The organism is Alistipes communis, from assembly GCF_006542665.1.
Lineage (GTDB): Bacteria > Bacteroidota > Bacteroidia > Bacteroidales > Rikenellaceae > Alistipes > Alistipes communis.
This window is the reverse complement of record NZ_AP019735.1, coordinates 1711899-1733276: the sequence shown is the minus strand read 5'-3', so window position 1 is coordinate 1733276 and position 21378 is coordinate 1711899. Positions and strand designations below refer to the sequence as shown.

General features: G+C 61.7%; 14 protein-coding genes. 8 read left to right on the top strand and 6 right to left on the bottom strand.

Annotation, left to right across the window (positions count from 1 at the left end; genetic code table 11):
- Positions 1-8 precede the first annotated feature (8 nt).
- The 6 genes from FMF02_RS07170 (at position 9) to FMF02_RS07145 (ending at position 8324) form a co-directional block, all read left to right on the top strand.
- Positions 9-1811: a RagB/SusD family nutrient uptake outer membrane protein gene (locus tag FMF02_RS07170; protein ID WP_019130459.1), complete on the top strand. Its 1803-nt coding sequence runs from the start codon at positions 9-11 to the stop codon at positions 1809-1811.
- Between the two features lie 19 nt (positions 1812-1830).
- Positions 1831-3411, top strand: a complete 1581-nt coding sequence (locus tag FMF02_RS07165; protein ID WP_141412638.1) for a calcineurin-like phosphoesterase C-terminal domain-containing protein — start codon at positions 1831-1833, stop codon at positions 3409-3411.
- A gap of 28 nt (positions 3412-3439) precedes the next feature.
- A complete protein-coding gene (locus FMF02_RS07160) occupies positions 3440-5125 on the top strand; it encodes a hypothetical protein (RefSeq protein WP_141412637.1) in 1686 nt (561 codons plus the stop codon).
- A gap of 70 nt (positions 5126-5195) precedes the next feature.
- Positions 5196-6281, top strand: coding sequence for a sugar phosphate isomerase/epimerase family protein (locus FMF02_RS07155; RefSeq protein WP_141412636.1), 1086 nt, complete (start codon positions 5196-5198; stop codon positions 6279-6281).
- 289 nt (positions 6282-6570) lie between these two features.
- Positions 6571-7029 carry an Hsp20/alpha crystallin family protein gene (locus tag FMF02_RS07150; RefSeq protein WP_141412635.1) on the top strand — a complete coding sequence of 153 codons (459 nt, stop codon included), beginning with the start codon at positions 6571-6573 and terminating at the stop codon, positions 7027-7029.
- A gap of 293 nt (positions 7030-7322) precedes the next feature.
- Positions 7323-8324, top strand: coding sequence for a 2-hydroxyacid dehydrogenase (locus FMF02_RS07145; RefSeq protein WP_019130464.1), 1002 nt, complete (start codon positions 7323-7325; stop codon positions 8322-8324).
- A 57-nt stretch (positions 8325-8381) separates the two neighbouring features.
- On the opposite strand, the gene FMF02_RS07140 is transcribed toward FMF02_RS07145, so the two are convergent.
- From FMF02_RS07140 to FMF02_RS13655, 6 genes are all read right to left on the bottom strand, one after another.
- Positions 8382-9779 (bottom strand): efflux transporter outer membrane subunit, encoded by a 1398-nt coding sequence (locus FMF02_RS07140; RefSeq protein ID WP_141412634.1) that lies wholly within the window; start codon positions 9777-9779, stop codon positions 8382-8384.
- Positions 9766-12879 carry an efflux RND transporter permease subunit gene (locus tag FMF02_RS07135; RefSeq protein ID WP_019130466.1) on the bottom strand — a complete coding sequence of 1038 codons (3114 nt, stop codon included), beginning with the start codon at positions 12877-12879 and terminating at the stop codon, positions 9766-9768. Before FMF02_RS07135 ends, FMF02_RS07140 begins: the two co-directional genes overlap by 14 nt.
- A 9-nt stretch (positions 12880-12888) precedes the next feature.
- The gene (locus tag FMF02_RS07130; protein ID WP_019130467.1) at positions 12889-14022 is read right to left on the bottom strand and encodes an efflux RND transporter periplasmic adaptor subunit; all 1134 of its coding nucleotides are present in this window, start codon (positions 14020-14022) and stop codon (positions 12889-12891) included.
- Between the two features lie 464 nt (positions 14023-14486).
- The gene (locus FMF02_RS07125; protein ID WP_141412632.1) at positions 14487-16070 is read right to left on the bottom strand and encodes a peptide chain release factor 3; all 1584 of its coding nucleotides are present in this window, start codon (positions 16068-16070) and stop codon (positions 14487-14489) included.
- Between the two features lie 110 nt (positions 16071-16180).
- A complete protein-coding gene (gene nadB / locus FMF02_RS07120) occupies positions 16181-17749 on the bottom strand; it encodes an L-aspartate oxidase (RefSeq protein WP_141412631.1) in 1569 nt (522 codons plus the stop codon).
- 93 nt (positions 17750-17842) lie between these two features.
- Complete coding sequence (locus FMF02_RS13655) at positions 17843-18403, bottom strand: hypothetical protein (RefSeq protein ID WP_162502282.1); 561 nt, start codon at positions 18401-18403, stop codon at positions 17843-17845.
- A 179-nt stretch (positions 18404-18582) separates the two neighbouring features.
- Here FMF02_RS13655 and FMF02_RS07110 point away from each other — a divergent pair, with 179 nt between their 5' ends.
- Both FMF02_RS07110 and eno read left to right on the top strand, forming a co-directional pair.
- Positions 18583-19809: an S-adenosylmethionine:tRNA ribosyltransferase-isomerase gene (locus FMF02_RS07110; RefSeq protein ID WP_141412630.1), complete on the top strand. Its 1227-nt coding sequence runs from the start codon at positions 18583-18585 to the stop codon at positions 19807-19809.
- Between the two features lie 185 nt (positions 19810-19994).
- On the top strand, positions 19995-21284 hold the full coding sequence (eno, locus tag FMF02_RS07105; protein WP_141412629.1) for a phosphopyruvate hydratase: 1290 nt from the start codon (positions 19995-19997) through the stop codon (positions 21282-21284).
- The last annotated feature ends 94 nt before the right edge of the window (positions 21285-21378 follow it).

Sequence of the window (21378 nt, the reverse complement as noted above, 5' to 3'; positions counted from 1 at the left end):
AACCAACCATGAAAAAGATCATATTAGGTGCAGCGCTGTGCGGACTCCTCGCCGCAGGCTGCTCGCTCGACAAGAGCTATCTCAACGGCCCGAACGCATTGACCTTCCCCGCATCCAAAGCGGAGGTGGAGGCGGGCGTATTCGCCGCCTACAAGGGTCTGACGCTGATCGACGCCTCCTCGACGCCCTTCCCCGGCATCCAGGACAACGCCAGCGACATCGGCGCATCGCGTCTCAACGCCGCCAACTACAACTACCAGCAGCAGTCGAAACTTCCCACCGACAACGCATGGGTCGAAAAGGTCTACAACAACATCTACAAGACCGCGGCCCGCGCCAACCTCGTGCTCGACGGCATCGACAAGGTGCGCGATCTGATGAGCGAACAGGAGTACAACATGTACAAGGCCGAACTGCTGCTCACGCGCGCCTACGTCTACGAATGGGGCTGCCAGCTCTACGGCGACATTCCCTACATCGATCACGTGCTGGGGCTGGGCGACAGCTATACCCGCACGCCGCGCGCCGAAGTCATCGACAAGATTCTCAACGAGGATCTCAAAGACGAGATGCTCGACTTCCTGCCGCTGCGGCACAACAAGGCGACCTACGGCTCGACCCGTCTGGGCCGCGTGGGCGCCTACGGACTCAAAGCCCGCATCTGCCTGAACTGGGGATTCTTCGAAGAGGCCGCCAAATATGCCGACAAGGCGCTCACGCTGGCCAAGGATGCCGGCTACGCCCTCGAACCCTACGATACGCGCTTCTGCGGCGAAGACTACACCAAGGGCGAACCCAGTGCGACGAACCTCTTCGGCCTGAGCGGCCACGCCAACAGCGACGAATGGATCTGGGCCTTGCAGTACAACGCCATGATATCGGGCAACCAGCACAACGCCGGATACTACGCCGCACCGCGCATCGCCGGAGGCTGCTCTTATTTCAGCCCCACGCAGATGTTCATCGACGCGATCCAGTGCACCGACGGCAAATCGATCGCCGAATCGCCGCTGTTCGACTACAAGGAGCCCTGGAAAAACCGCGATCCCCGTCTCGACCTCTTCTGCGTGCGGCCGGGTTCGCGCGTGCTGGGAATGCAGTTCGAAACCAACCCCTCGGTTCAGAAGATCATGAACTACAACGACAAGGAGGAGGGTGTGCTGGTGGCCAATTCGGAGGCCTACGGCACCAAGTCGGAGTACGGCGCCAACGGATCGAAGGGCCCCTGCGGCTATCTGTGGCGCAAATACCTCGACATCGAGGAGTACAGGACCAACAACGGATTCGGCACCAAGTCGGTCTGCACGCTGAGCTATCCGCTCATGCGTCTGGCCGAATTGTACCTGATCCGCGCCGAGGCCAACATCGAATGGGCGGGCGGCGATCTGGGCGTCGCCAAAGCCGACATCGAGACCATCCGCGGCCGCGCCCACATGCCCGTACTGACGGTATCGGACCGCAACGGGCTGCGTTCGGCACTGCGTTACGAGCGCATGGTCGAGTTGTGCAACGAAGGATTCCGCTGGTTCGACATCCGACGCTGGGGCATTGCCGAAGAGGTGATTTCGGGAACGCTCTACGCTCCGGCATCGGACGGTTCGATGTCGAACGCCATTCCTACGATCGACGAAAACTGGCACGTGACCTACAAGGGCGATACCTTCGACGGAAAGAAGATCAACCTGCGCAAATTCATCGACATGGCCTTCGACCCGATGAAGGACTACCTGTGGCCGATTCCCGAAAGCGAGCGCATCGCCCTGCCGCAGATCACGCAAAACCCCGGCTACGCGGGTTTCGCAGCGGAATAACCGATTCAAACATGCTGATATGACTTCGATACTGAAATACCTGAACCGCGCATTGCTCGTGCTGCTGCTCGCCGCTTTCGCCGCCTGCTCAGACAACGAGGGCGGAAACGAATCGAACGGCAATGGCGACGACGGCAATACCGAAACGCCCGCCGACGGCGACACCTACGGCTACATCAAGGATACGAACGGCAATTCCGTCGAAGGGGTGGTCGTAAGCGACGGATACTCCTGTACGGCCACCGACGCCGAAGGGCGTTACGCACTCACGCGCAACGCCGACGCGGGCTTCGTCTTCTATTCGCTGCCGTCGGCTTACAAGGTGAGCGTCGACAAGACCTACAAACTCCCCCGCTTCTTCGCCCGGCTCCAAGCCGGAACGGCGCGCTACGACTTCACGCTCGAAGCGCTCGCCGCACCCGAAAAGCGGTTCGACCTGATCTGCATCGGCGATCCCCAGATCAACGAGGCGTCGCATGCCGTGCGTTTCAAGGAGGAGGCCGGAAGAGAGATCCGCGAATATGCGGCCTCGGCCGGCGTTCCCTGCTACGGCATCACGCTGGGCGACCACGTCAACAACAAATGGACGCTGTTCACCAACATGGTCGTCGCCCTGCAACCGGAGCAGACGGGAGTGCCCGTCTTCGCCACGATCGGAAACCACGACCACGAATTCCCGACGGCCGACGAAAAGGCGGCACGGGCGAAATACGAGAGTTATTTCGGGCCGGTCGACTACTCGTTCAACCGCGGCGACGTACACGTGGTCTCGATGGACAACGTCATCCACAGCTGCAAGGCCAGCGCCGACTACGAAGGCGGATTCACCGCCGCACAGTACGCGTGGCTCAAACAGGATCTGAGTTTCGTGCCGAAGGACAAGATGGTGATCCTCTGCGTACATATTCCGTTCCGCGGCGGCTGGGGCACGAACAGCGCGCACGCCGATGCGGACAAATACTACGACGAGGTGCTGGATCTGCTGTCGCAGTACGAATATGCGGCGATCATGTCGGCCCACACCCACTCGAACATCAACTACATCCACCGAAAGAACGGCAAGGAGATCTTCGAGCATGTCACGGGCACCACATGCGGCGCATGGTGGCGTTCGACCGTCTGCACCGAGGGTACGCCCATCGGATTCGGCCTCTACCGGATCGACGGCAACCGCATGGAGGAGTGGGCCTACCGTTCGGTTCGTCACGACGAACAGTTCCAGATCCGCCTCTACCGCGCCTCCGACACCTTCGTCGGCGGTGCCAAATACCGTTTCAAACAGACGGGCGCCGACCAGATCGTAGCCAACATCTGGAACTGGGATCCCTCGTGGACGGTCAACGTCTACGAAAACGACGTACTGAGCGGCCAGATGACACGCAACTCCGACATCGACGCATGGACCGTAGCCTACCATATCGGGTTGCTGAACAACACGGACAGCTACCGCAAGTCGTCCGACCACATGTTCCACTACACGCTCAAAAACCCCGCTGCGGCCGTGCGCGTCGAGGCGATCGACCGCTTCGGCAACAAGTACGAACAGACGGTCTTCACCGATCCGGCGGAGCACCCCGGCGATTTCCATGCCGATTTCTAACATTCAAACCGACGAAACCTACACACCTATGAAAAAGTATCTGTTTCTTACGCTCCTCGCCGCGGCATTTCTGGCAGGAGGGGGATGTTCTTCCAGCGATGACGACGGATGGGGAGTCATCGAACTGGCCAGCCCGAAACTGAAAGTCACCACCGAACTGGCGACGGCGACCGTCACGTGGGACGCCGTCGCGAAGACCGCCGGCTACGCCTATGCACTGGACGGCGCCGCGGACTATACTTCGGTCGACGCAGCCACGACCACCGTAACGCTTACTGCACTTGCGGAGGGCGGCCACACCTTCCGACTCAAAGCCGTCGGCGATCTCGACCACACGACCGATTCGGCCGAGCGGACGATCGACTTCGAGATCGATCCCACGCTTCCGCAACCCGCGCCCACCTACGTCAAGGGCGACGAGATCGGCAGCGTCGTCGTCTCGTGGCCGGCCGTCAAGGGCGCTGCGGGCTACGCCTACAAGTTCGGCGAAGCCGCATCGTTCACAGAGGTCGGCGCCGACGTGCTCTCCGTCACGCAGAAGGGTCTCAGCGCCGAAGAGCCGATCCGCTTCACGATGTACGCCGTCGGACAACTGCCCGACTCGAATGATTCGGAACCGGTAAGCCTCACCTTCCAGCTCGTCGACACCTCGGAGGGCGTCTGGGTTCGCAAGAGCAACGGCGAACTGTTCGAACTGACCGAAAGCGAAGCGAAGATCTACACGGGGACGGTCTCCGTCAGCGCCGCCGATTCGTTCGAGATACTCGTCGAGAACGTTCCCTACGGCTTCCTGTCGTACAGCGGCAACGGCGGCGTGGGTACGGTCAACAACGATCGGGCATGCGTCCCCTTCTACACCTATCCCGCAGCCGAATACTACGTTCGCCGCAGCCTGGGCCGCATGGCCTCCGATCCGCTCAACAAGTTCTGGATCAATCTGACGGCCGACGCCCGAATCGACCTGCGCATCGACTGCACGCAGGATCCGTTCCGCTACGACCTGCAACTCGTCGAAGCCGATGATCCCGCGTTGATACTGGCCCAATATTTCGACCTGATGGTCTACGGCGGCGACTGGATCCAGGCCGGCAAGAACGCCAAAAGCGGTCGTATGGGGCAATCGACCGACACGGCTCTGATCGACGGTACCGAACCGGGCGAGAAGGAGGCGTCGTATACCACTTTCGGCGCCAAGATCGCCTCGGAAGGCGAGGCATCGCCGGCCTATCTGGCCAATCGCGGACTGACGGGTTGGGGAATCGCCCACTGTTTCGAATTCCCGGGTTACATCCGTCTCTCGAATACAGCCAACTCCTCGGGAAACATGTACGGGATCCTGACCACTCCCAAACTCACGGCGCTGAGCGGCCCGACGAGCATCACGCTCACCTTCGACGCCGTGCGGTTCGCCTCGACGTCCGATATTCCCGTCAAGGTGCTGGGCGCGGGAACCATAAAGACAGCCAGCGTGCGCATCGAGGAAGGGACGGCCGAAACGGCCATTACCCCCGCAGCCGACGGACAGTCGATCGCCATCACGTCGACGCACTGTCCCAAACATGCCAACGACGACTTCAAGAAGTGGTCCTGCTTCACGCTCACGATCGACGGCGCAACGGCCGAGACGCAGATCCGCTGGGACACGACCGGCGTGGGCGCCGAGAGCAAGGACGGCCGCATCTGCCTGGACAACATCGCGATCCGCAAGAACTGACGAACGAATTGCATAACCGTCGATCGGCAGGCAGTCCCTGCCTGCCGATCGTTTTTCGAACCATCCGATCATGAAACACATCGTTTTCTTCCTGACAGCGGCGCTTCTGCTCAATGCATCGTGCGGCAGCAGCGACGAGGGCGGCAAAACGGATCCGCCCGCCGCACCCGTACCCGTCGCCCCCACCACCGAACTCGGCAAAGCCGACGAAGCGATCGAGAACCTGCAACTCAAACCGGGCAAACTCATCTCGATCAATCAGGTCAACGCCGCCAACTGCCGCCGTGCCGTGGCTGCGGGTATGTGCATTGACATCATGGCCAGCGACAAGATCGTCTTCGCCTCCGACATGACCGACGAGCGGCTCGACGGGCTGTTCGCCGAATGCGGCGAGGCGATCCGCTCGACGAAAGCCGATTTCTGGGGGCTGCACCTGCCCTATCAGACCTACGACATCTCGTCGACGAACGAAAATACGCGCGTAACGGCCGTGCTGAAACTCAAACGCCTCATCGAACTGACGATCGAACACCTGCGCCCGCAGCATTTCGTCATCCATCCCAATACCGGCACGATCCTCACGACAGGCGGAGATTTCGCCGAACGCACGGCGCAGAGCCGCAAGTCGCTGGCCGAGTTGCAGCGCCATATCGAATCGTGCAACGCACAGCACGGCACGAAAGCCATTCTGTGCGTGGAGAACTGCGCACGAAGCCTCGCCTACGACGGCGACTCGCTACTCGACCTGCTCGATGCCGAAGGGCTGGAAAAGGTACGTGTCTGCCTCGACACGGGTCACGCCCTCATTCCGCTCAACGGCAAGTACATCGACCCCGTGTGCAACGGCGACGCACTCGACGTGCTCCGCCGCATCGGCACCCGTCTGGGAACCCTGCACATCCAGCAGAACCCGGGCGCACTCGATCCGACCGATCCCAAGGACAAGCACCTCGAACCCTTCTCCGGCGGACTGATCGACTGGGGCGAATTCTACTACGAACTGCTCAAAAACAACCGCTACCGCGGCTGCTTCCTCTACGAAGTCTCCTTCAAGCAGGTCTACGACGGCGACGGCTCGACGATCGAGAGCACCAAAAGCAACTACACGAACCTGATCTACCCGGCATTCGTCCGCACCGTCGCTGCCAAAAAGTAACCGCTGCGGGCGAATCGAAAACGGCAGCGGGCGACGTCGGATGCGTCGCCCGCTGTCATTCGTCGTGTCAATCTGTCAACGACAGGACAAAAGAGCACGACACGCTGCCATTTCGTGTCATGAATTGACAAAATTTCCGCTCGCAGGCAGTGGCACGCGGTTTGCTCCTTAGCATGTCGAATCCCGGACGGGACGAGCGAACGCCGGCATACGGAACGGCGGGACGAAGTTCCGGACACGAGACGACGAAAACAATGTATAACCAAATAAACCTGAGGAGGACAAAATTATGATGCCTGTAATGAGAAATCAGAATTGGTTGCCGAGTCTGTTCAACGACTTTTTCGGCGACGAGTGGATGGGTATGCAGCACAAACACGCTTCGGTGCCTGCGATCAACATCATCGAGAACGAGAAGGACTTCCGTGTGGAACTGGCTGTTCCGGGCACGACGAAGGAGGACTTCAAGGTGAACGTAAACGCCGACAACGAGCTGGTCATTTCGCTCGAAAAACGCAGCGAGAAGGAGGAGAAGGAAGGCGACAAGGACAAGAAGGAGGGACATAGGGGAACCTACCTGCGGCGCGAATTCTCCTACACCTCGTTCCAGCAGAGTTTCTCGCTGCCCGACGACGTAGACCGCCAGAAAATTTCGGCCAAGGTCGAGAACGGTGTGCTGACGATCGACCTGCCCAAAAAGGAGGTGACTCCGGCCGCGCCGGTTTCGCACCAGATCGAAATCAAATAACGTCCGTCCGAAATTCCACGGAAGGAATATCTTCGAAAATCACCGCGACCCGAAAAACGGGTCGCGGTGATTTTTTTGTCCGGCCGATAACAGGCAGTTCCCGCATATCCGAATCGCTTTTCTGCACTGCATACCCATGAAATGAAAGAACTGCGAGCCATTCTCCCTGCAATCTTATCGACGGTTCTCACGTCAGATCTGCTTTTCGGCTCCGACACGCCGATTTTCAGACTCCGGCAGGTAATTTGCCGGCATCGTTTTACGTTAGAACAACAAGACAAAACGCAAGAGCCATGAAACCCATCGTCACCTTCTTCGGGACGCAACCCTACGAACAGGAGTCGTTCGACGCACTGAACCGCGATTTCGGATTCGAATTCCGCTATTTCAAAGGCCATCTCAGCCGTCAGACGGTCGTCGCCACGCACGGCGCGCAGGCGGCGTGTATCTTCGTCAACGATACGGCCGACGCCGAAGTGATGCGCGAACTGGCACGCAACGGCGTGCGACTGCTGGCGCTGCGCTGTGCCGGTTACAACAACGTCGACCTGGAAGCCGCGCGGACCTTCAACATCCCCGTCGTGCGCGTACCCGCCTATTCGCCCCATGCCGTCGCGGAGTACACGGTGGCGATGATGCTCTCGCTCAACCGCAAGATCCCGCGCGCAAGCTGGCGCACGCGCGACGGCAACTTCTCGCTGCAAGGACTCATGGGATTCGATATGAACGGCAAGACCGTCGGGGTGATCGGCACGGGCAAGATCGCCCGCATCGTCATCCGTATCCTGCTCGGATTCGGCATGGAAGTTCTGGCCTACGACCCCTACCCCGACGGCGTTTTCGCCCGCGAGACGGGCATCGCCTACGTCTCGCTCGACGAACTCTACCGCCGTTCGGACATCATCACGCTCCACTGCCCGCTCACCAACGAGACGAAGCACCTCGTCAACGAGACCTCGATCGCCCGCATGAAACGCGGCGTGATGATCGTCAACACCGGCCGCGGACAGCTTATCCAGACCGAAGCGCTGATCGAAGCGCTCAAAAGCAAGCAGGTCGGCGCGGCGGGGCTGGACGTCTACGAGGAGGAAGGCGACTACTTCTACGAAGACCGGTCGGACTCGATCATCGACGACGACACGCTGGCGCGGCTGCTGCTCTTCCCCAACGTGATCGTCACGTCGCACCAGGCCTTCTTCACGGCCGAGGCGATGCACAACATCACCGAGACTACGCTGCAAAATATCAAGGATTTTTTCGACGGCCGGCCGCTCGTGAACGCCGTCACGAAATAACACTGCCCGCCGGCAGCGCTCGGCGGGCAGGTGACAGGCAATCCGTATCGGCCGGAACTACTCTCGTTCGACGCCCCAGCCGCCGCCGAGCGCCTTGTAGAGGTCGACCATCGCCAGGTGTTCGTCGCGCACGGCGTTGCTCAGTCCGATCTGCGCGTCGAAGTACTTGCGCTGGGCATCCAGCACGTCGAGGTAGTTGATTACGCCGTTGAAATATTGCAGCTGCGCCAGCTCCACGTACTTCTGCGCCGCCTGCTGCAAATCGCGTTTCAGCGCTGCCGCCGTACGAACATTGCGGTAGGTCACCACCGCATCGTTGACCTCGCGGAAAGCTTCCAACACCTTCTGTTCATAATTGAGCCGCGCCTCATCGCAGGCGGCCAGCGCAGCCTTGTATTTCGCCTTTTTCTTGCCGAACGAGAAGAGCGGCGACACGAGCGACCCGTTCACGTAGGAGAAGGGCGACGAAAAGAGCCCTTTGAGGTCGTCGTTCTCCCAACCGCCCGTCAGCGAGAAGGTGATGCGCGGGAAGCGGTCGGCGGATGCCATCCCCATCGCCGCTTCGGCCGCACGCAGCGTCTGTTCGCTCTGCCGCAGGTCGGGACGCCGCTTCAACAGCTCCGAAGGCAGCCCCACCTTCAACCGTTCGGGCAGCCGTGCATGCATCTCCATCGTCTGCCGGTCGATGCGCAGCGTGGGATAGGCACCTGCCAGCAGGGCGATCTGGTGCTCTTTGAGCGCGATGCGACTTTCGAGTCCGGGAATGAGCGTGGCCGTACTGGCCAACTCCACCTTCGCCTGTTGCAACGCCGTCTCGGAGGTCAGTCCGCCCTCGAAACGCAGGCGCGCCTGCCGCACCCCCTCCTTGCGGGTTTGAAGCGTGCGCCGCACGATGCTCAACTCCTGATCGAGCGCCACCAATTCATAATAGGCGGTCGCCACTTCGGCCACGAGCGTCATCTGCAACGCGCGCTGCGCATCGACCGTAGCCAGGTACTCGGCCACGGCCTTCCGGTTGGCCCAGCGTAGATTGCCCCACAGATCGAGCTCCCACGCCAACGAGACCTTGGCGTCGAATTCGGGGTCATTCTTCGCTGCCTCTCCGTCGTAATCGTTGTGCTCGGTATCGGCCGCCAGCTGCCCCGATACCGACGGCAACTGGTCGGCGCGCGCCACGCGGCCGAGCGCACGCATCCGGCGCACGCGGGCCGAAGCGGCCAGCATGTCCTTATTGCGTTCGAGCGTGCGTTCGATCAGCGCCGTGAGCGTCGAATCGGAGTAGACGTTCCACCACGCCATGTCGGCCATCGTCAGCGAATCGGTCGCATCGGCCACGACCGTAGCCGGCAGTTCCAGTTCGGGGCTCTTGATCTGACGGCGCCCCAGCATACAGGAATTGCAGAGCAGTACGACGCCGCACAGCAGCGCCCCGTAAACGATCTTATCTCTTTTCATGGCTCACGCGTTTGAATTTATCCTTGATGCGGTAGACCCACACGAAGAAGAAGGGGACGAAGACGATACCCACGGAGATCGCCACCAGCATACCGAAGAAGACACCCGTACCGATTCCCTGGCGGCTCGCCGATCCGGGCCCCGAAGCGAAGACCAGCGGTAGCATACCCAGGATGAAGGCCAGCGATGTCATCACGATCGGGCGGAAACGCAGCCGCGCGGCGTGCAGCGCCGACTGCACCAGATCGCCGCCGCGGTCGACCTCCTCCTTGGCGAACTCGACGATCAGGATGGCGTTCTTGGCCACCAGACCCACCAGCATCACCAGTCCGATCTGGAAATAGATATTGTTTTCCAGTCCGCAGAGCCAGTTGCCCACATAGGCGCCCAGTCCCGCGATCGGCAGCGACAGGATCACCGCCACCGGCACCGACCAGCTTTCGTACTGCGCGGCGAGGAACAAGAAGACGAAGAGCAGCGCCAGCGCCAGTACCAGCCCCGTCTGGCCGCTGGCGTGTTTCTCCTGATACGACAGGCCGCTCCACTCGACGCCGATATTGGCCGGCAAGTGCTCGCGCACGATCTGTTCGAGCGCCTCCATCGCCTGTCCCGAACTGTAACCGTGCGCCGCCTCGCCCGAGATGGTCGCGGCATTGAACATGTTGAAGCGGCGGATCGTACCGGGCCCGGTCGTGTAGTGCGTCGTACCGAGGGCCGTGACGGGGATCATCGCACCGCCGTTGCCCCGCACATGGAAGAGGTCGAGATTGCTCTGGTGCGCACGGTAGGGCGCCTCGGCCTGAACGTAGACGCGGTAGATACGGTTGAACATGTTGAAGTCGTTGACATAGACCGAACCTGTGAAGGTTTTGAGCGTCGAGAAGACATCGGACATCGACACGCCCAGCAGTTGCGCCTTGTCGCGGTCGACGTCGTAGTAGAGCTGCGGAATGTCGCTCTGCATCGACGACGACAGCCCCGCCAGTTCGGGACGCCGCTCAGCGTAATACATCAGCGTGTCGACGGCCTGCTGCAAGTCGGTATAGGTGCGGTCGCCGCGCGCTTCGAGCACCATCTCGAAGCCGCCCGAAGTACCCAGACCCGGGATGACGGCGGGCGAACTTAGGTAGACCTTGCTCTCGGGATAGAGCGACAGCTCGTCGCGCACCTCCTCCATCAGTTCGTCGATGCTCTCCGACGTACGGTCGCCCCACGGTTTGAGAATCACCGTCAGCTGGCTGTGCGCCTGATTGCTGCCCAGTCGGGGCGACGACCCCGTCACATTGAGCACATACTCCACGTCGGAAAGGCCCATCAGGTACTTCATCGCACGATCCGTCACACGACGCGTCCGTTCGAGCGTCGCCCCTTCGGGAAGTTCCAGCTCGACGGTGAAATAGCCCTGGTCCTCCTTGGGCATGAAACTCTGCGGCGTGATGCGGTTCATCAGCCAGATGCCGACGAGCAGGATGCCGAAGGCCGCCAGCATCCGCCGCGAATGGCGCAGGCTGCCGCGGATTCCTCGCTGGTAGACCGTATTGCCGCGCCGCAGCCAGTAGTTGATACGCCGGAACAGTTTGGGTTTGCGGCGTCCGTTGTCGGGGCGCAGGAAATAGGCGCACATCACCGGACTGAGCGTCAGCGCCACGACGGTGGAGATGATGACCGACACGGCGATCGTAATGGTGAACTGCCGGTAGAGCTGCCCCGTGATGCCGGCCAGGAAGCTCACCGGCACGAAGACGGCGCACAACACGAGCGACATGGCGATGAGCGCGCCGCCGAGCGACGCCATGGCCTTCTTGGTCGCTTCGTAGGGCGACAGCCGTTCCTGTTCCATGATGCGCTCGACGTTCTCGACCACCACGATCGCGTCGTCCACGACGATACCGATGGCCAGAATCAGGCCCAGCAGCGTCATCATGTTCAGCGAGAACCCGAAGACGAGCATCACGCCGAAGGTTCCGATCAGCGAGATCGGCACCGCCACGATCGGGATGAGCGTCGCGCGCCAGTTCTGCAACGAAAGGAAGACCACCAGAATCACCAGCAGCAACGCCTCGAACAGGGTCTGATAGACGTGGTGGATCGACTCGGAGATATAGGTCGTCATGTCGAACGGTATCTGGTAGGAGATTCCTTCGGGGAAGTTGCGGCTGATCTCCTCCATGGCCTCTTTCACCGCGTCGGCCACCTCCATGGCGTTGGCGCCCGGCAGCATGTTGATGTTGAGCACCGCGGCATTTCCCCCGTTGATACCGCTCTCGGTGTTATAGGACGACGCTTCGAGCGAAACGCGCGCCACGTCGCGCAGGCGGATGATCGAGCCGTCGGGGTTGGCGCGGACGACGATCTCCTCGAACTCGCCCACCGACGACAAACGCCCCTGCGCCGTAATGGGGATCGTCACATCGAGATCGGTCATGGGCTGCTGTCCGAGCACGCCGGCGGCCGATTCGCGGTTCTGATCCTTCAATGCCCGCTGCAAGTCCTGCACCGTCAGCCCCAGATTGGCCAGCCGGTCGGGCAGCACCCAGATCTGCATGGCGTAGTAGCGCGATCCGACGTTCGAGACGCTGCCCACGCCCGGCACGCGCCGCAGCATGTCCAGCACGTTGAGCGTCGCGTAGTTGCTCAGGTAGATTTCGTCGAACTTGGGATCCGACGACAGCAGCGTGATCGTCAGCAGTTTGCTCGACGCCTGTTTCTCGACCGAGATGCCGTTCTGCACCACCTCGGCCGGCAGCCGGCTTTCGGCCAGCTTCACGCGGTTCTGCACCTCGACGGCCGCCAGGTCGGCATCGGTGTCGATGTCGAAGGTGATCGTGGCGGTGAAGCCGCCGGAGTTGGTCGACGACGACTCCATGTAGAGCATCCCCGGCGTACCGTTGAGCTCCTGTTCGATCGGCGTGGCCACCGCCTGCGTCACGGTCTGGGCGCTGGCGCCCGGATAGGAGGCGCTCACCTTCACCACGGGCGGGACGATCTTGGGATACTGGTCGATGGGCAGCAGCGCCAGTCCGATGACGCCCACGATGACGATGATGACCGAGAGAACGGTCGAAAAGACCGGCCGGTCGATAAAGAAATCGCTCTTCATAGGCTGTCGTTAATTGGATGCCACGCCATTGTCGCGCCGGGGCTCGACCGCCTCGACGCGCATACCGTGATTGAGTTTGTGGTAACCCTCCACGACGATCCGTTCGCCGGAGAGCAGACCGCGTTCGACCACCGTCTTGTTGTCCAGCTCGGGCCCCGTCTCGATAAAACGTTTTTCGACGACGCTGTCGGGCCGCACGACGAAGATGTAGGCACCGCCTTTCTCGATCACGATCGCCTTGGACGGTACGACCACGGCGTTCTCACGCACGTCGAGCAGCAGCTTGACCTTGGTGAACTGGCCGGGCAGCAGGATATGGTCGGGGTTGGGCATCTCGGCGCGCACGGAGAAGGTTCCCGTCTCGGGGTCGACCTGCGGGTCGGCGAAATCGACCAGCCCCCGCAGCGGATAGCGCGAGTTGTCGGGCAGGGTGACGGTGATGTAGGGGTTCCAGCGGCGCGTGGAATCCTTCTGCCCCAGATTGACATTGCGCTCCTTGCTGCGCAGGTAATCCATGCCGGTCATGCTGAAATCGACACGCACCGTATCGCTCTTGACGATGGTCGCCAGCAGCGACTTGCCGCCCGGCCCCACGAGGGTTCCGATGTCGGCGTTGCTGGCGCTGATATAGCCCGTGATGGGCGACTGTACGGTGGTATAGCCCAGCGCCGTGGCCGCCTGCATCAGGTCGGCTTCGCTCATCAGCACGTTGGCTGTCGCGCTCTCGTAGGCGGCCGTCGCATTGTCCAGATCGAGCTGGCTGGCGGCATTCTGCGCATAGAGCGGGCGGATGCGTTTTAGGTCGCGCTCGGCCTTCTGGGCCAGTGCGCGATCCTTGTTGAGCTGCGCCTTGGCCTTGTCCACGCGGGCGCGGTAGATCTTGGGGTCGATGATGAAGAGCGTCTGCCCCTTCTTCACGTAGCTTCCCTCGCGGAAGAGCATCCGTTCGAGATAACCCTCCACGCGGGCCCGCACCTCGACGAACTGCTGCGCACGGATGCGCCCCACGAACTCGCCGTAGATCTCCACGTTCTGCGTGGCGACCGGCTCGACCGCCACGATCGGATAGTGCACCGCCTCGCTTCGAGGACGGAGCAGCCACACGACACCGGCCACAATGACGACCGCCGTCAACGCGATCATGATCCACCCGCTTCGGGTTTGCGGACAAGCCTTTTCGCACCACGAACCGGCTTTACGCACCCATTTGTCAACCTTCGGATTCATACCTGCCCAATCTTATTTTCAAACTTACTTCTGCGGAGATACCCGCATTTCAATGCCGCAAAGATACGATTTCCCGCGAAAAACGGGCAAAAACCGGTGAATTTCATTCTTAATTTTCTCGCCTCGGCAAAGCTCGCGCAAGCGCGGCTCTGCGCTCGGCTTAACGAAAACGGTGAGTTTCTCTCTTCGTTTTCTCGCCTCGGCATAGTCCGAACAAGTTCGGCTCTGCGCTCGGCTTAACGAAAACGGTCGATTTTACCTCGCCGATAAACTTCTTTTCAGGTATTCAACGCAAAAAGTATGTTTTTCTTATGTTTTACGACGATAAAAAAACCGTCCGAAACGAATCCGGACGGTTTTAAAACACACATCCTCGCACCCTAAAACTCCGATGTGAACTTGAAGCGGATCTCCTTGAAGTTCTCCTGCGCCAGCGTCAGCGCATAGCTCGTATCGGCCAGAAAGACGTCGCGGCCGTGCTTGTCGACCGCCATGTTGGTGTGCTTGCGGCGCTTGAAATCGGCCAGCTGCCCGGCATCGTCGCTTTCGATCCAGCACGCCTTGTAGATCGAGATCGGCTCCCAGCGGCACTTGGCGCCGTACTCGTGTTCCAAGCGGTACTGGATCACCTCGAATTGCAGCGCGCCGACCGTACCGATGATGCGCCGGCCGTTGAGCTGCGACGTGAACAGCTGCGCCACGCCTTCGTCCATCAGCTGATCGACGCCTTTGGCCAGCTGCTTGAATTTCAGCGGATCGGCGTTTTCTATATAACGGAACTGCTCGGGAGCGAACGAGGGAATGCCCGTGAATTTGAGCTTCTCGCCTTCGGTGAACGTATCGCCGATCTTGAAGGTTCCCGTGTCGTGCAGACCCACGATATCGCCCGGATAGGCCTCGTCGATCACCGACTTCTTCTCGGCCATGAAGGCCGTCGGCGACGAGAATTTGAGCTGCTTGCCGCTGCGCACGTGCAGGTAGTTGCGGTTGCGCTCGAAGCGGCCGGAGCAGATTTTCAGGAAGGCGATGCGGTCGCGGTGGTTGGGGTCCATGTTGGCGTGGATCTTGAAGACGAAGCCCGTCATCTTCTCCTCGGCCGGCTCCACGCGCCGCGTCTCGGTCTGCGAGGGGCGCGGCGAGGGGGCGATGTCGATGAAACATTCGAGCAGCTCGCGCACGCCGAAATTGTTGATCGCCGAGCCGAAGAAGACCGGCGCCAGATCGCCCGCCAGATAGGCGTCGCGGTCGAAGGGATCGTAGACGCCCTCGATCAGTTCCGAATCCTCGCGCAGCTGGCGGGCATAGCGCTCGCCCACATGCGCGTCGAGCTCCGGTGCAGCCAGATCGCGGATTTCGACGGTCGACGCCGTAGCCGTCTGCCGCTCGTCGGAGGTGAAGAGCGACAGACCGTGCGCATAGATGTTGTAAACGCCCTTGAACGTCGGGCCGTTGGAGATCGGAAAGGCCAGCGGACGTACTTTGATGCGCAACTCGCGCTCCACCTCGTCCAGCAGGTCGAAGGGGTCCTTGCACGGGCGGTCCAGCTTGTTGATGAAGACCATCACCGGCGTCTTGCGCATCCGGCACACCTCCATCAGGCGGCGCGTCTGCTGCTCGACGCCCTTGGCGCCGTCGATGACGATGATGACCGAATCGACGGCCGTCAGCGTGCGGTAGGTGTCCTCGGCGAAATCCTCGTGGCCGGGCGTATCGAGAATATTGATCTTCACTCCGTTATACTCGAATCCCATGACGGAGGTGGCCACCGAGATGCCGCGCTGCCGTTCGATCTCCATGAAATCGGACGTCGCGCCCTTCTTGATCTTGTTGCTCTTGACGGCGCCCGCCACGTGGATCGCGCCGCCGAAGAGCAGCAACTTCTCGGTAAGGGTCGTCTTGCCGGCGTCGGGGTGCGAAATGATGGCGAACGTCCGCCGCCGGGTGATCTCTTCCTGTAAAGTCATATCGTTACGGTCGGGAGCGGCGAACCGCTGCTCCCTGCTATTCCATTGTCAACTGTTTCTATTCCGGCTCCCGTCTTTGCGGGAAACCGCGCCGGCATCCGCCGCTCGCTTCACTCGGCCGCCGTCTCGGGCGGATAGTCCGTATTGTAGTGGCAGCCGACCGACTCCTTCAACTCGCGCCCCTGCTTGATAATAAGGTAGGCGACCGTAATCATGTTGCGCAGTTCGCACAACTCGCGGTTGGGCGTCGTCTTGCCGTAGAGCTCCTCCGTCTCGTGCCAGAGCGTTTCCAGACGGCGCATGGCGCGTTTGAGGTAGAGATTCGAACGGATGATGCCCACGTAGTTGGACATGATCTGCTGCAACTCGCGCTTCGACTGGATCACGAGCAGCATCTCCTCGGCCGTGGCCGTTCCCTCGAAATTCCAGTCGGGAATACCCTCCTGGATCGTGACCCGATCCAGCTGCGCCACGGCATGGCGCGCCGCCTGGTCGGCGTAGACCACCGCCTCGATGAGCGAATTGGAGGCCAGCCGGTTGGCGCCGTGCAGCCCCGTGCAGGAGGTTTCGCCCAGCGCATAGAGCCGGCGGATGGAGGTCTCGCCGTCGGTCGAGACCTTCACCCCGCCGCAGCAGTAGTGCGCCGCGGGCGTGACGGGAATCCAGTCCTTCGTGATGTCGATACCGATCGAGAGACACTTCTCGTAGATATTGGGGAAGTGGCTGCGGATCGCGTCGGCGGGTTTGTGCGTCACGTCCAGATAGACGAACTCCTGGCCGTGCAGCTGCATCTCGCGGTAGATCGAACGCGCCACCACGTCGCGCGGCGCGAGCGACTTCATCGGATGGTACTTGTCCATGAACTCCTCGCCGTTTTGCAGGCGCAGGATGGCACCGAAGCCGCGCATCGCCTCCGTGATGAGAAACGACGGGCGTTCGCCCGGATTGTAGAGCGACGTGGGGTGGAACTGGATGTACTCCATGTTCTCCGTGATGGCCTTCGCCCGGTGGCACATGGCGATGCCGTCGCCGGTAGCCACCACGGGATTGGTCGTGGTCGAATAGACGTTGCCGCAACCGCCGGCAGCCACTACGGTGAACTTCGCCAGCACGGTTTCGATCGCATTCGTCATCAGATCGAGCACATAGGCGCCGAAGCAGGTGACGCCCCGCGTGTGGCGCGTGACGAACTCGCCCAGGTGATGCTGCGTCAGCAGGTCGACGGCGTAGTGCCGTTCCAGCAGGGTGATGTTGGGATGACGCCGCACCGAAGCCACCAGCGCACGTTCGATCTCGGCGCCCGTCAGGTCCTCGTAGTGCAGGATGCGGTGCTCCGAGTGGCCCCCCTCGCGGTTCAGCTCGAACCGCCCGTCGGGCGTCTTGTCGAAGCGCGTGCCCCATGCGATCAGGTCGCGGATCAGCTCGGGAGCACGGCGCACCACCAGCTCCACGGCGGCCGGATCGCATTTTCCGGCGCCGCACACCAGCGTATCGCGGATGTGTTTTTCGAACGTGTCGGGGGCATACGTCACCGAACAGATACCGCCCTGCGCATAGTTGGTGTTGCACTCGTCCAATTCGCCTTTGGTGACGACGGTGACACGGCCGTGTTCGGCCGCTTTGAGCGCGAAGCTCAGACCCGCCGCACCGGAACCTATCACCAGAAAATCGGTTTGCATCTCAAAAGTACGATTAAGTGGCACAAAAGTAACGATTTTTCACGACACGCGGAAAAGACGGCGAGGTTTTTCCGTTCCGTCGCCCGTCTGGCCCTATCGCGTACCGCCGCGACCGAGCAGGTGCTCGCGCTGCATCGTCGCCAAACGCAGGGCCTCCTCCTCGCCGAAACGGCCGCCGAGCACGCACAGCGCCTCGTTGCCGCCTCCCGAAACGACCAGCACCAGTTCGGCCTCGCCCGAAGGCGCGGCCAAGTAATAGCCCGCGACCTCCACGCCCGCCTCCCGTTCGCGGAACAGCCGCCTGCGCGCGGGTTCGGCCGTCAGTGCGGCCATGTCGGCGCGGAAATCGCTTTCCAGCCGCACGAAAGCCGTCGTATCGGCGGCGGGATCGAGCGTGCGCGCCAGTCCAGTCATCAGCATGATGTTGGTCATGCCGCTCACCTTGTCCAGCAGTGCCGCGGAACGCCGCAACGAATCGGGCAGCGCGGCCACGCGCAACTTCACCAGGCCGACCATCGTACTGTCGAGCCGCATGACTAGCGCACCGTCGCGGTCGGCGTATTTCCGCGCCAGCGTCTCGACCGAGGCCGACGGCTGGGCGAACGCAGCGGCGCCGAACAAGAGCGCGACCGCCGTCAGGAGTACTCGTTTCATCACGGACAGAGTTGATTGTACGGTTGCAAAGGTAGCGATTTTCGGCGACTCCGCACCGTCTGTACGTCGAAAAAGGACCGCCGGCTGCAACCGCCGCGACTTTTTTGCGGGAAAAGCCCGACGGAAAGACCCGACGGTGCGGATTAAATTGTAATTTTGCAGGCGTAAACCGCCCGAACATGGAACGCCATATCGACATCAACCAATTCGACTACGATCTGCCCGACGAGCGCATCGCCAAATTCCCGCTGGCCGAACGCTCCGCCTCCAAGCTGCTCGTCTACCGCAACGGCGCGATCTCGGAGAGCCGCTTCGACCGGCTGGGCGAAGAGCTGCCCGAGGGGGCGATGCTGGTCTTCAACAATACGAAGGTCATCCGCGCACGCATCATCATGCACAAGCCTTCGGGCGCCCGCATCGAGGTCTTCTGCCTCGAACCCCACGCGCCGGCCGACTACGAACGCGCCTTCGCCGTCAAGGGGAAGTGCGCATGGAGCTGTATCGTGGGCAATCTCAAAAAGTGGAAGGAAGGAGCGCTCGTGATCGACTTCACGCTCGACGGCACCCCGCAGCAACTGCGCGCCTACCGCACGGGCACCGGCGGCCGCGAGCAGATCGTGCGGTTCGAGTGGGAGGCCGACCTCACGTTCGGAGAGCTGCTCGAACTGCTGGGACGGATTCCGATTCCGCCCTACCTGAACCGCGACAGCCAGCAGATCGACTACACGCGCTACCAGACCGTCTACTCCAAATTCGAAGGTTCGGTGGCCGCGCCGACGGCGGGACTGCACTTCACCCCCGAACTGATCGCGTCGCTCGGCGCCGCAGGCGTCGAGTTCGAAGAGGTGACGCTCCACGTCGGAGCCGGCACCTTCCTTCCCGTCAAGGACGACGACGCCTGCCGCCACGCGATGCACACCGAACATTTCGAGATCCGCCGCACGACCGTCGAACGGCTGTTGCACCGCTGGGGCCACATCGTCGCCGTGGGCACCACCTCGGTACGCACGCTCGAATCGCTGGCGGCGCTGGCCTGGCGCATCCGGCGCGAAGGATCGCCCGACGAAATGCGCGCGGTCGGCCAATGGGAACTCTACGACATCCCGGCCTCCTACACCGGCCGCGAAGCGCTGGAAGAACTGCTGGCCTACATGGAGCGGAACGACCTCGGCACGCTGAAAGCCTCGACGCAGATCATGATCGCACCGCTGGGCTACCGCTGGCGCATCGTGCGGGCGATCGTCACCAATTTCCACCAGCCCAAATCGACCCTGCTGCTGCTGGTTTCGGCCTACGTCGGCGAAGATTGGCACAGAATTTATGACTATGCCCTCCGGAACGATTTCCGGTTCCTGAGCTACGGCGATTCGTCGCTGCTCGTCAACGACGCGCCGTTCGCCGGCTGAATTCCCGCCCCGCAGCCCCGATTCGGCACACGCATTGCACACGACGATGCAGAGCGCACCGTCCGGTGCTCTGTCGCCGCACGAAAAGCGCGAAAAGGTCTCCCCGCCGCACAATAAACCGGCGGACGATTCCGTTATCAAATTGATAATTAACAAATAAAACAAACGCAAAAAACAATACGACTATGCAAATTGTAGATGTACATGCACGAGAGATTCTCGACTCGCGGGGCAACCCGACCGTCGAGGTCGAAATCACGACGGCATCGGGTGCCCACGGCCGTGCGGCCGTACCCAGCGGCGCCTCGACCGGCGAACACGAAGCGCTCGAACTGCGCGACGGCGATCCCCGCCGTTACGGCGGCAAAGGGGTTCAGAAGGCCGTGGAGAACGTCAACCGGACGCTGGCTCCCCTGCTCACGGGAATGAGCGTGCTCGACCAGACCGGCATCGACCGTGCCCTGCTGGCCGCCGACCACACCCCGACCAAATCGAATCTCGGCGCCAACGCCCTGCTGGGCGTATCGCTCGCTGCGGCACATGCCGCGGCCAACTACCTCGGCGTGCCGCTCTACCGCTACATCGGCGGCGTGAACGCACACGTGCTGCCCGTGCCGATGATGAACATCATCAACGGCGGTTCGCACTCCGACGCACCGATCGCTTTCCAGGAGTTCATGATCCGGCCGATCGGCGCCCGCACCTTCCCCGAAGCGGTGCGCATGGGTGCCGAGGTGTTCCACGCCCTGAAAAAGGTGCTTCACAAACGCGGCCTCTCGACGGCCGTGGGCGACGAGGGCGGATTCGCGCCTGCGCTCAACGGTACGGAAGACGCCATCGAAACGATCATCGAGGCGATCCACGCCGCCGGCTACCGCGCCGGCCGCTGCGACGAGCAGGGCGACGTCTCGATCGCCATGGATTGCGCCTCGTCGGAGTTCTACCGCGACGGTCTCTACGACTACACGACGTTCGAAGGCGAAAAGGGCGCCCGCCGCAACGCAGCCGAGCAGGTCGAGTATCTCGCCGCACTGGTGGAGAAGTACCCGATCGATTCGATCGAGGACGGGATGGCCGAAAACGACTGGGAGGGCTGGGAGATGCTCACCGCACGTCTGGGCGCCCGCTGCCAGCTGGTGGGCGACGACCTGTTCGTCACCAACGTCGAATTCCTGCGCAAGGGCATCGAGCGCCGCTGCGCCAACTCGATTCTGGTGAAGGTCAACCAGATCGGCACGCTCACCGAGACGCTCGACGCCATCGCCATGGCACAGCGCGCCGGCTACACGGCCGTCATCTCGCACCGCTCGGGCGAGACCGAGGACACGACGATCGCCGATCTGGCCGTAGCGACCAACGCCGGCCAGATCAAGACCGGTTCGATGTCGCGCACCGACCGCATGGCCAAATACAACCAGCTGCTCCGCATCGCCGAGGAGCTGGGCGACAAGGCCGTCTACGGAATCCCGAAATAAACCGTCTCGCAGCGGTTCCGCCGCCGTGCGACGGGAAACGCCCCTTTGCAGAGAGCTGCAAAGGGGCGTTTCCAATTTACCCGGAAGCATACCG

Coding starts and splice junctions, on each gene's coding strand:
- FMF02_RS07170 (WP_019130459.1), top strand. CDS start 9: ATGAAAAAGATCATATTAGGTGCAGCGCTGTGCGGACTCCTCGCCGCA.
- FMF02_RS07165 (WP_141412638.1), top strand. CDS start 1,831: ATGACTTCGATACTGAAATACCTGAACCGCGCATTGCTCGTGCTGCTG.
- FMF02_RS07160 (WP_141412637.1), top strand. CDS start 3,440: ATGAAAAAGTATCTGTTTCTTACGCTCCTCGCCGCGGCATTTCTGGCA.
- FMF02_RS07155 (WP_141412636.1), top strand. CDS start 5,196: ATGAAACACATCGTTTTCTTCCTGACAGCGGCGCTTCTGCTCAATGCA.
- FMF02_RS07150 (WP_141412635.1), top strand. CDS start 6,571: ATGATGCCTGTAATGAGAAATCAGAATTGGTTGCCGAGTCTGTTCAAC.
- FMF02_RS07145 (WP_019130464.1), top strand. CDS start 7,323: ATGAAACCCATCGTCACCTTCTTCGGGACGCAACCCTACGAACAGGAG.
- FMF02_RS07140 (WP_141412634.1), bottom strand. CDS start 9,779: ATGAAAAGAGATAAGATCGTTTACGGGGCGCTGCTGTGCGGCGTCGTA.
- FMF02_RS07135 (WP_019130466.1), bottom strand. CDS start 12,879: ATGAAGAGCGATTTCTTTATCGACCGGCCGGTCTTTTCGACCGTTCTC.
- FMF02_RS07130 (WP_019130467.1), bottom strand. CDS start 14,022: ATGATCGCGTTGACGGCGGTCGTCATTGTGGCCGGTGTCGTGTGGCTG.
- FMF02_RS07125 (WP_141412632.1), bottom strand. CDS start 16,070: ATGACTTTACAGGAAGAGATCACCCGGCGGCGGACGTTCGCCATCATT.
- nadB (WP_141412631.1), bottom strand. CDS start 17,749: ATGCAAACCGATTTTCTGGTGATAGGTTCCGGTGCGGCGGGTCTGAGC.
- FMF02_RS13655 (WP_162502282.1), bottom strand. CDS start 18,403: ATGAAACGAGTACTCCTGACGGCGGTCGCGCTCTTGTTCGGCGCCGCT.
- FMF02_RS07110 (WP_141412630.1), top strand. CDS start 18,583: ATGGAACGCCATATCGACATCAACCAATTCGACTACGATCTGCCCGAC.
- eno (WP_141412629.1), top strand. CDS start 19,995: ATGCAAATTGTAGATGTACATGCACGAGAGATTCTCGACTCGCGGGGC.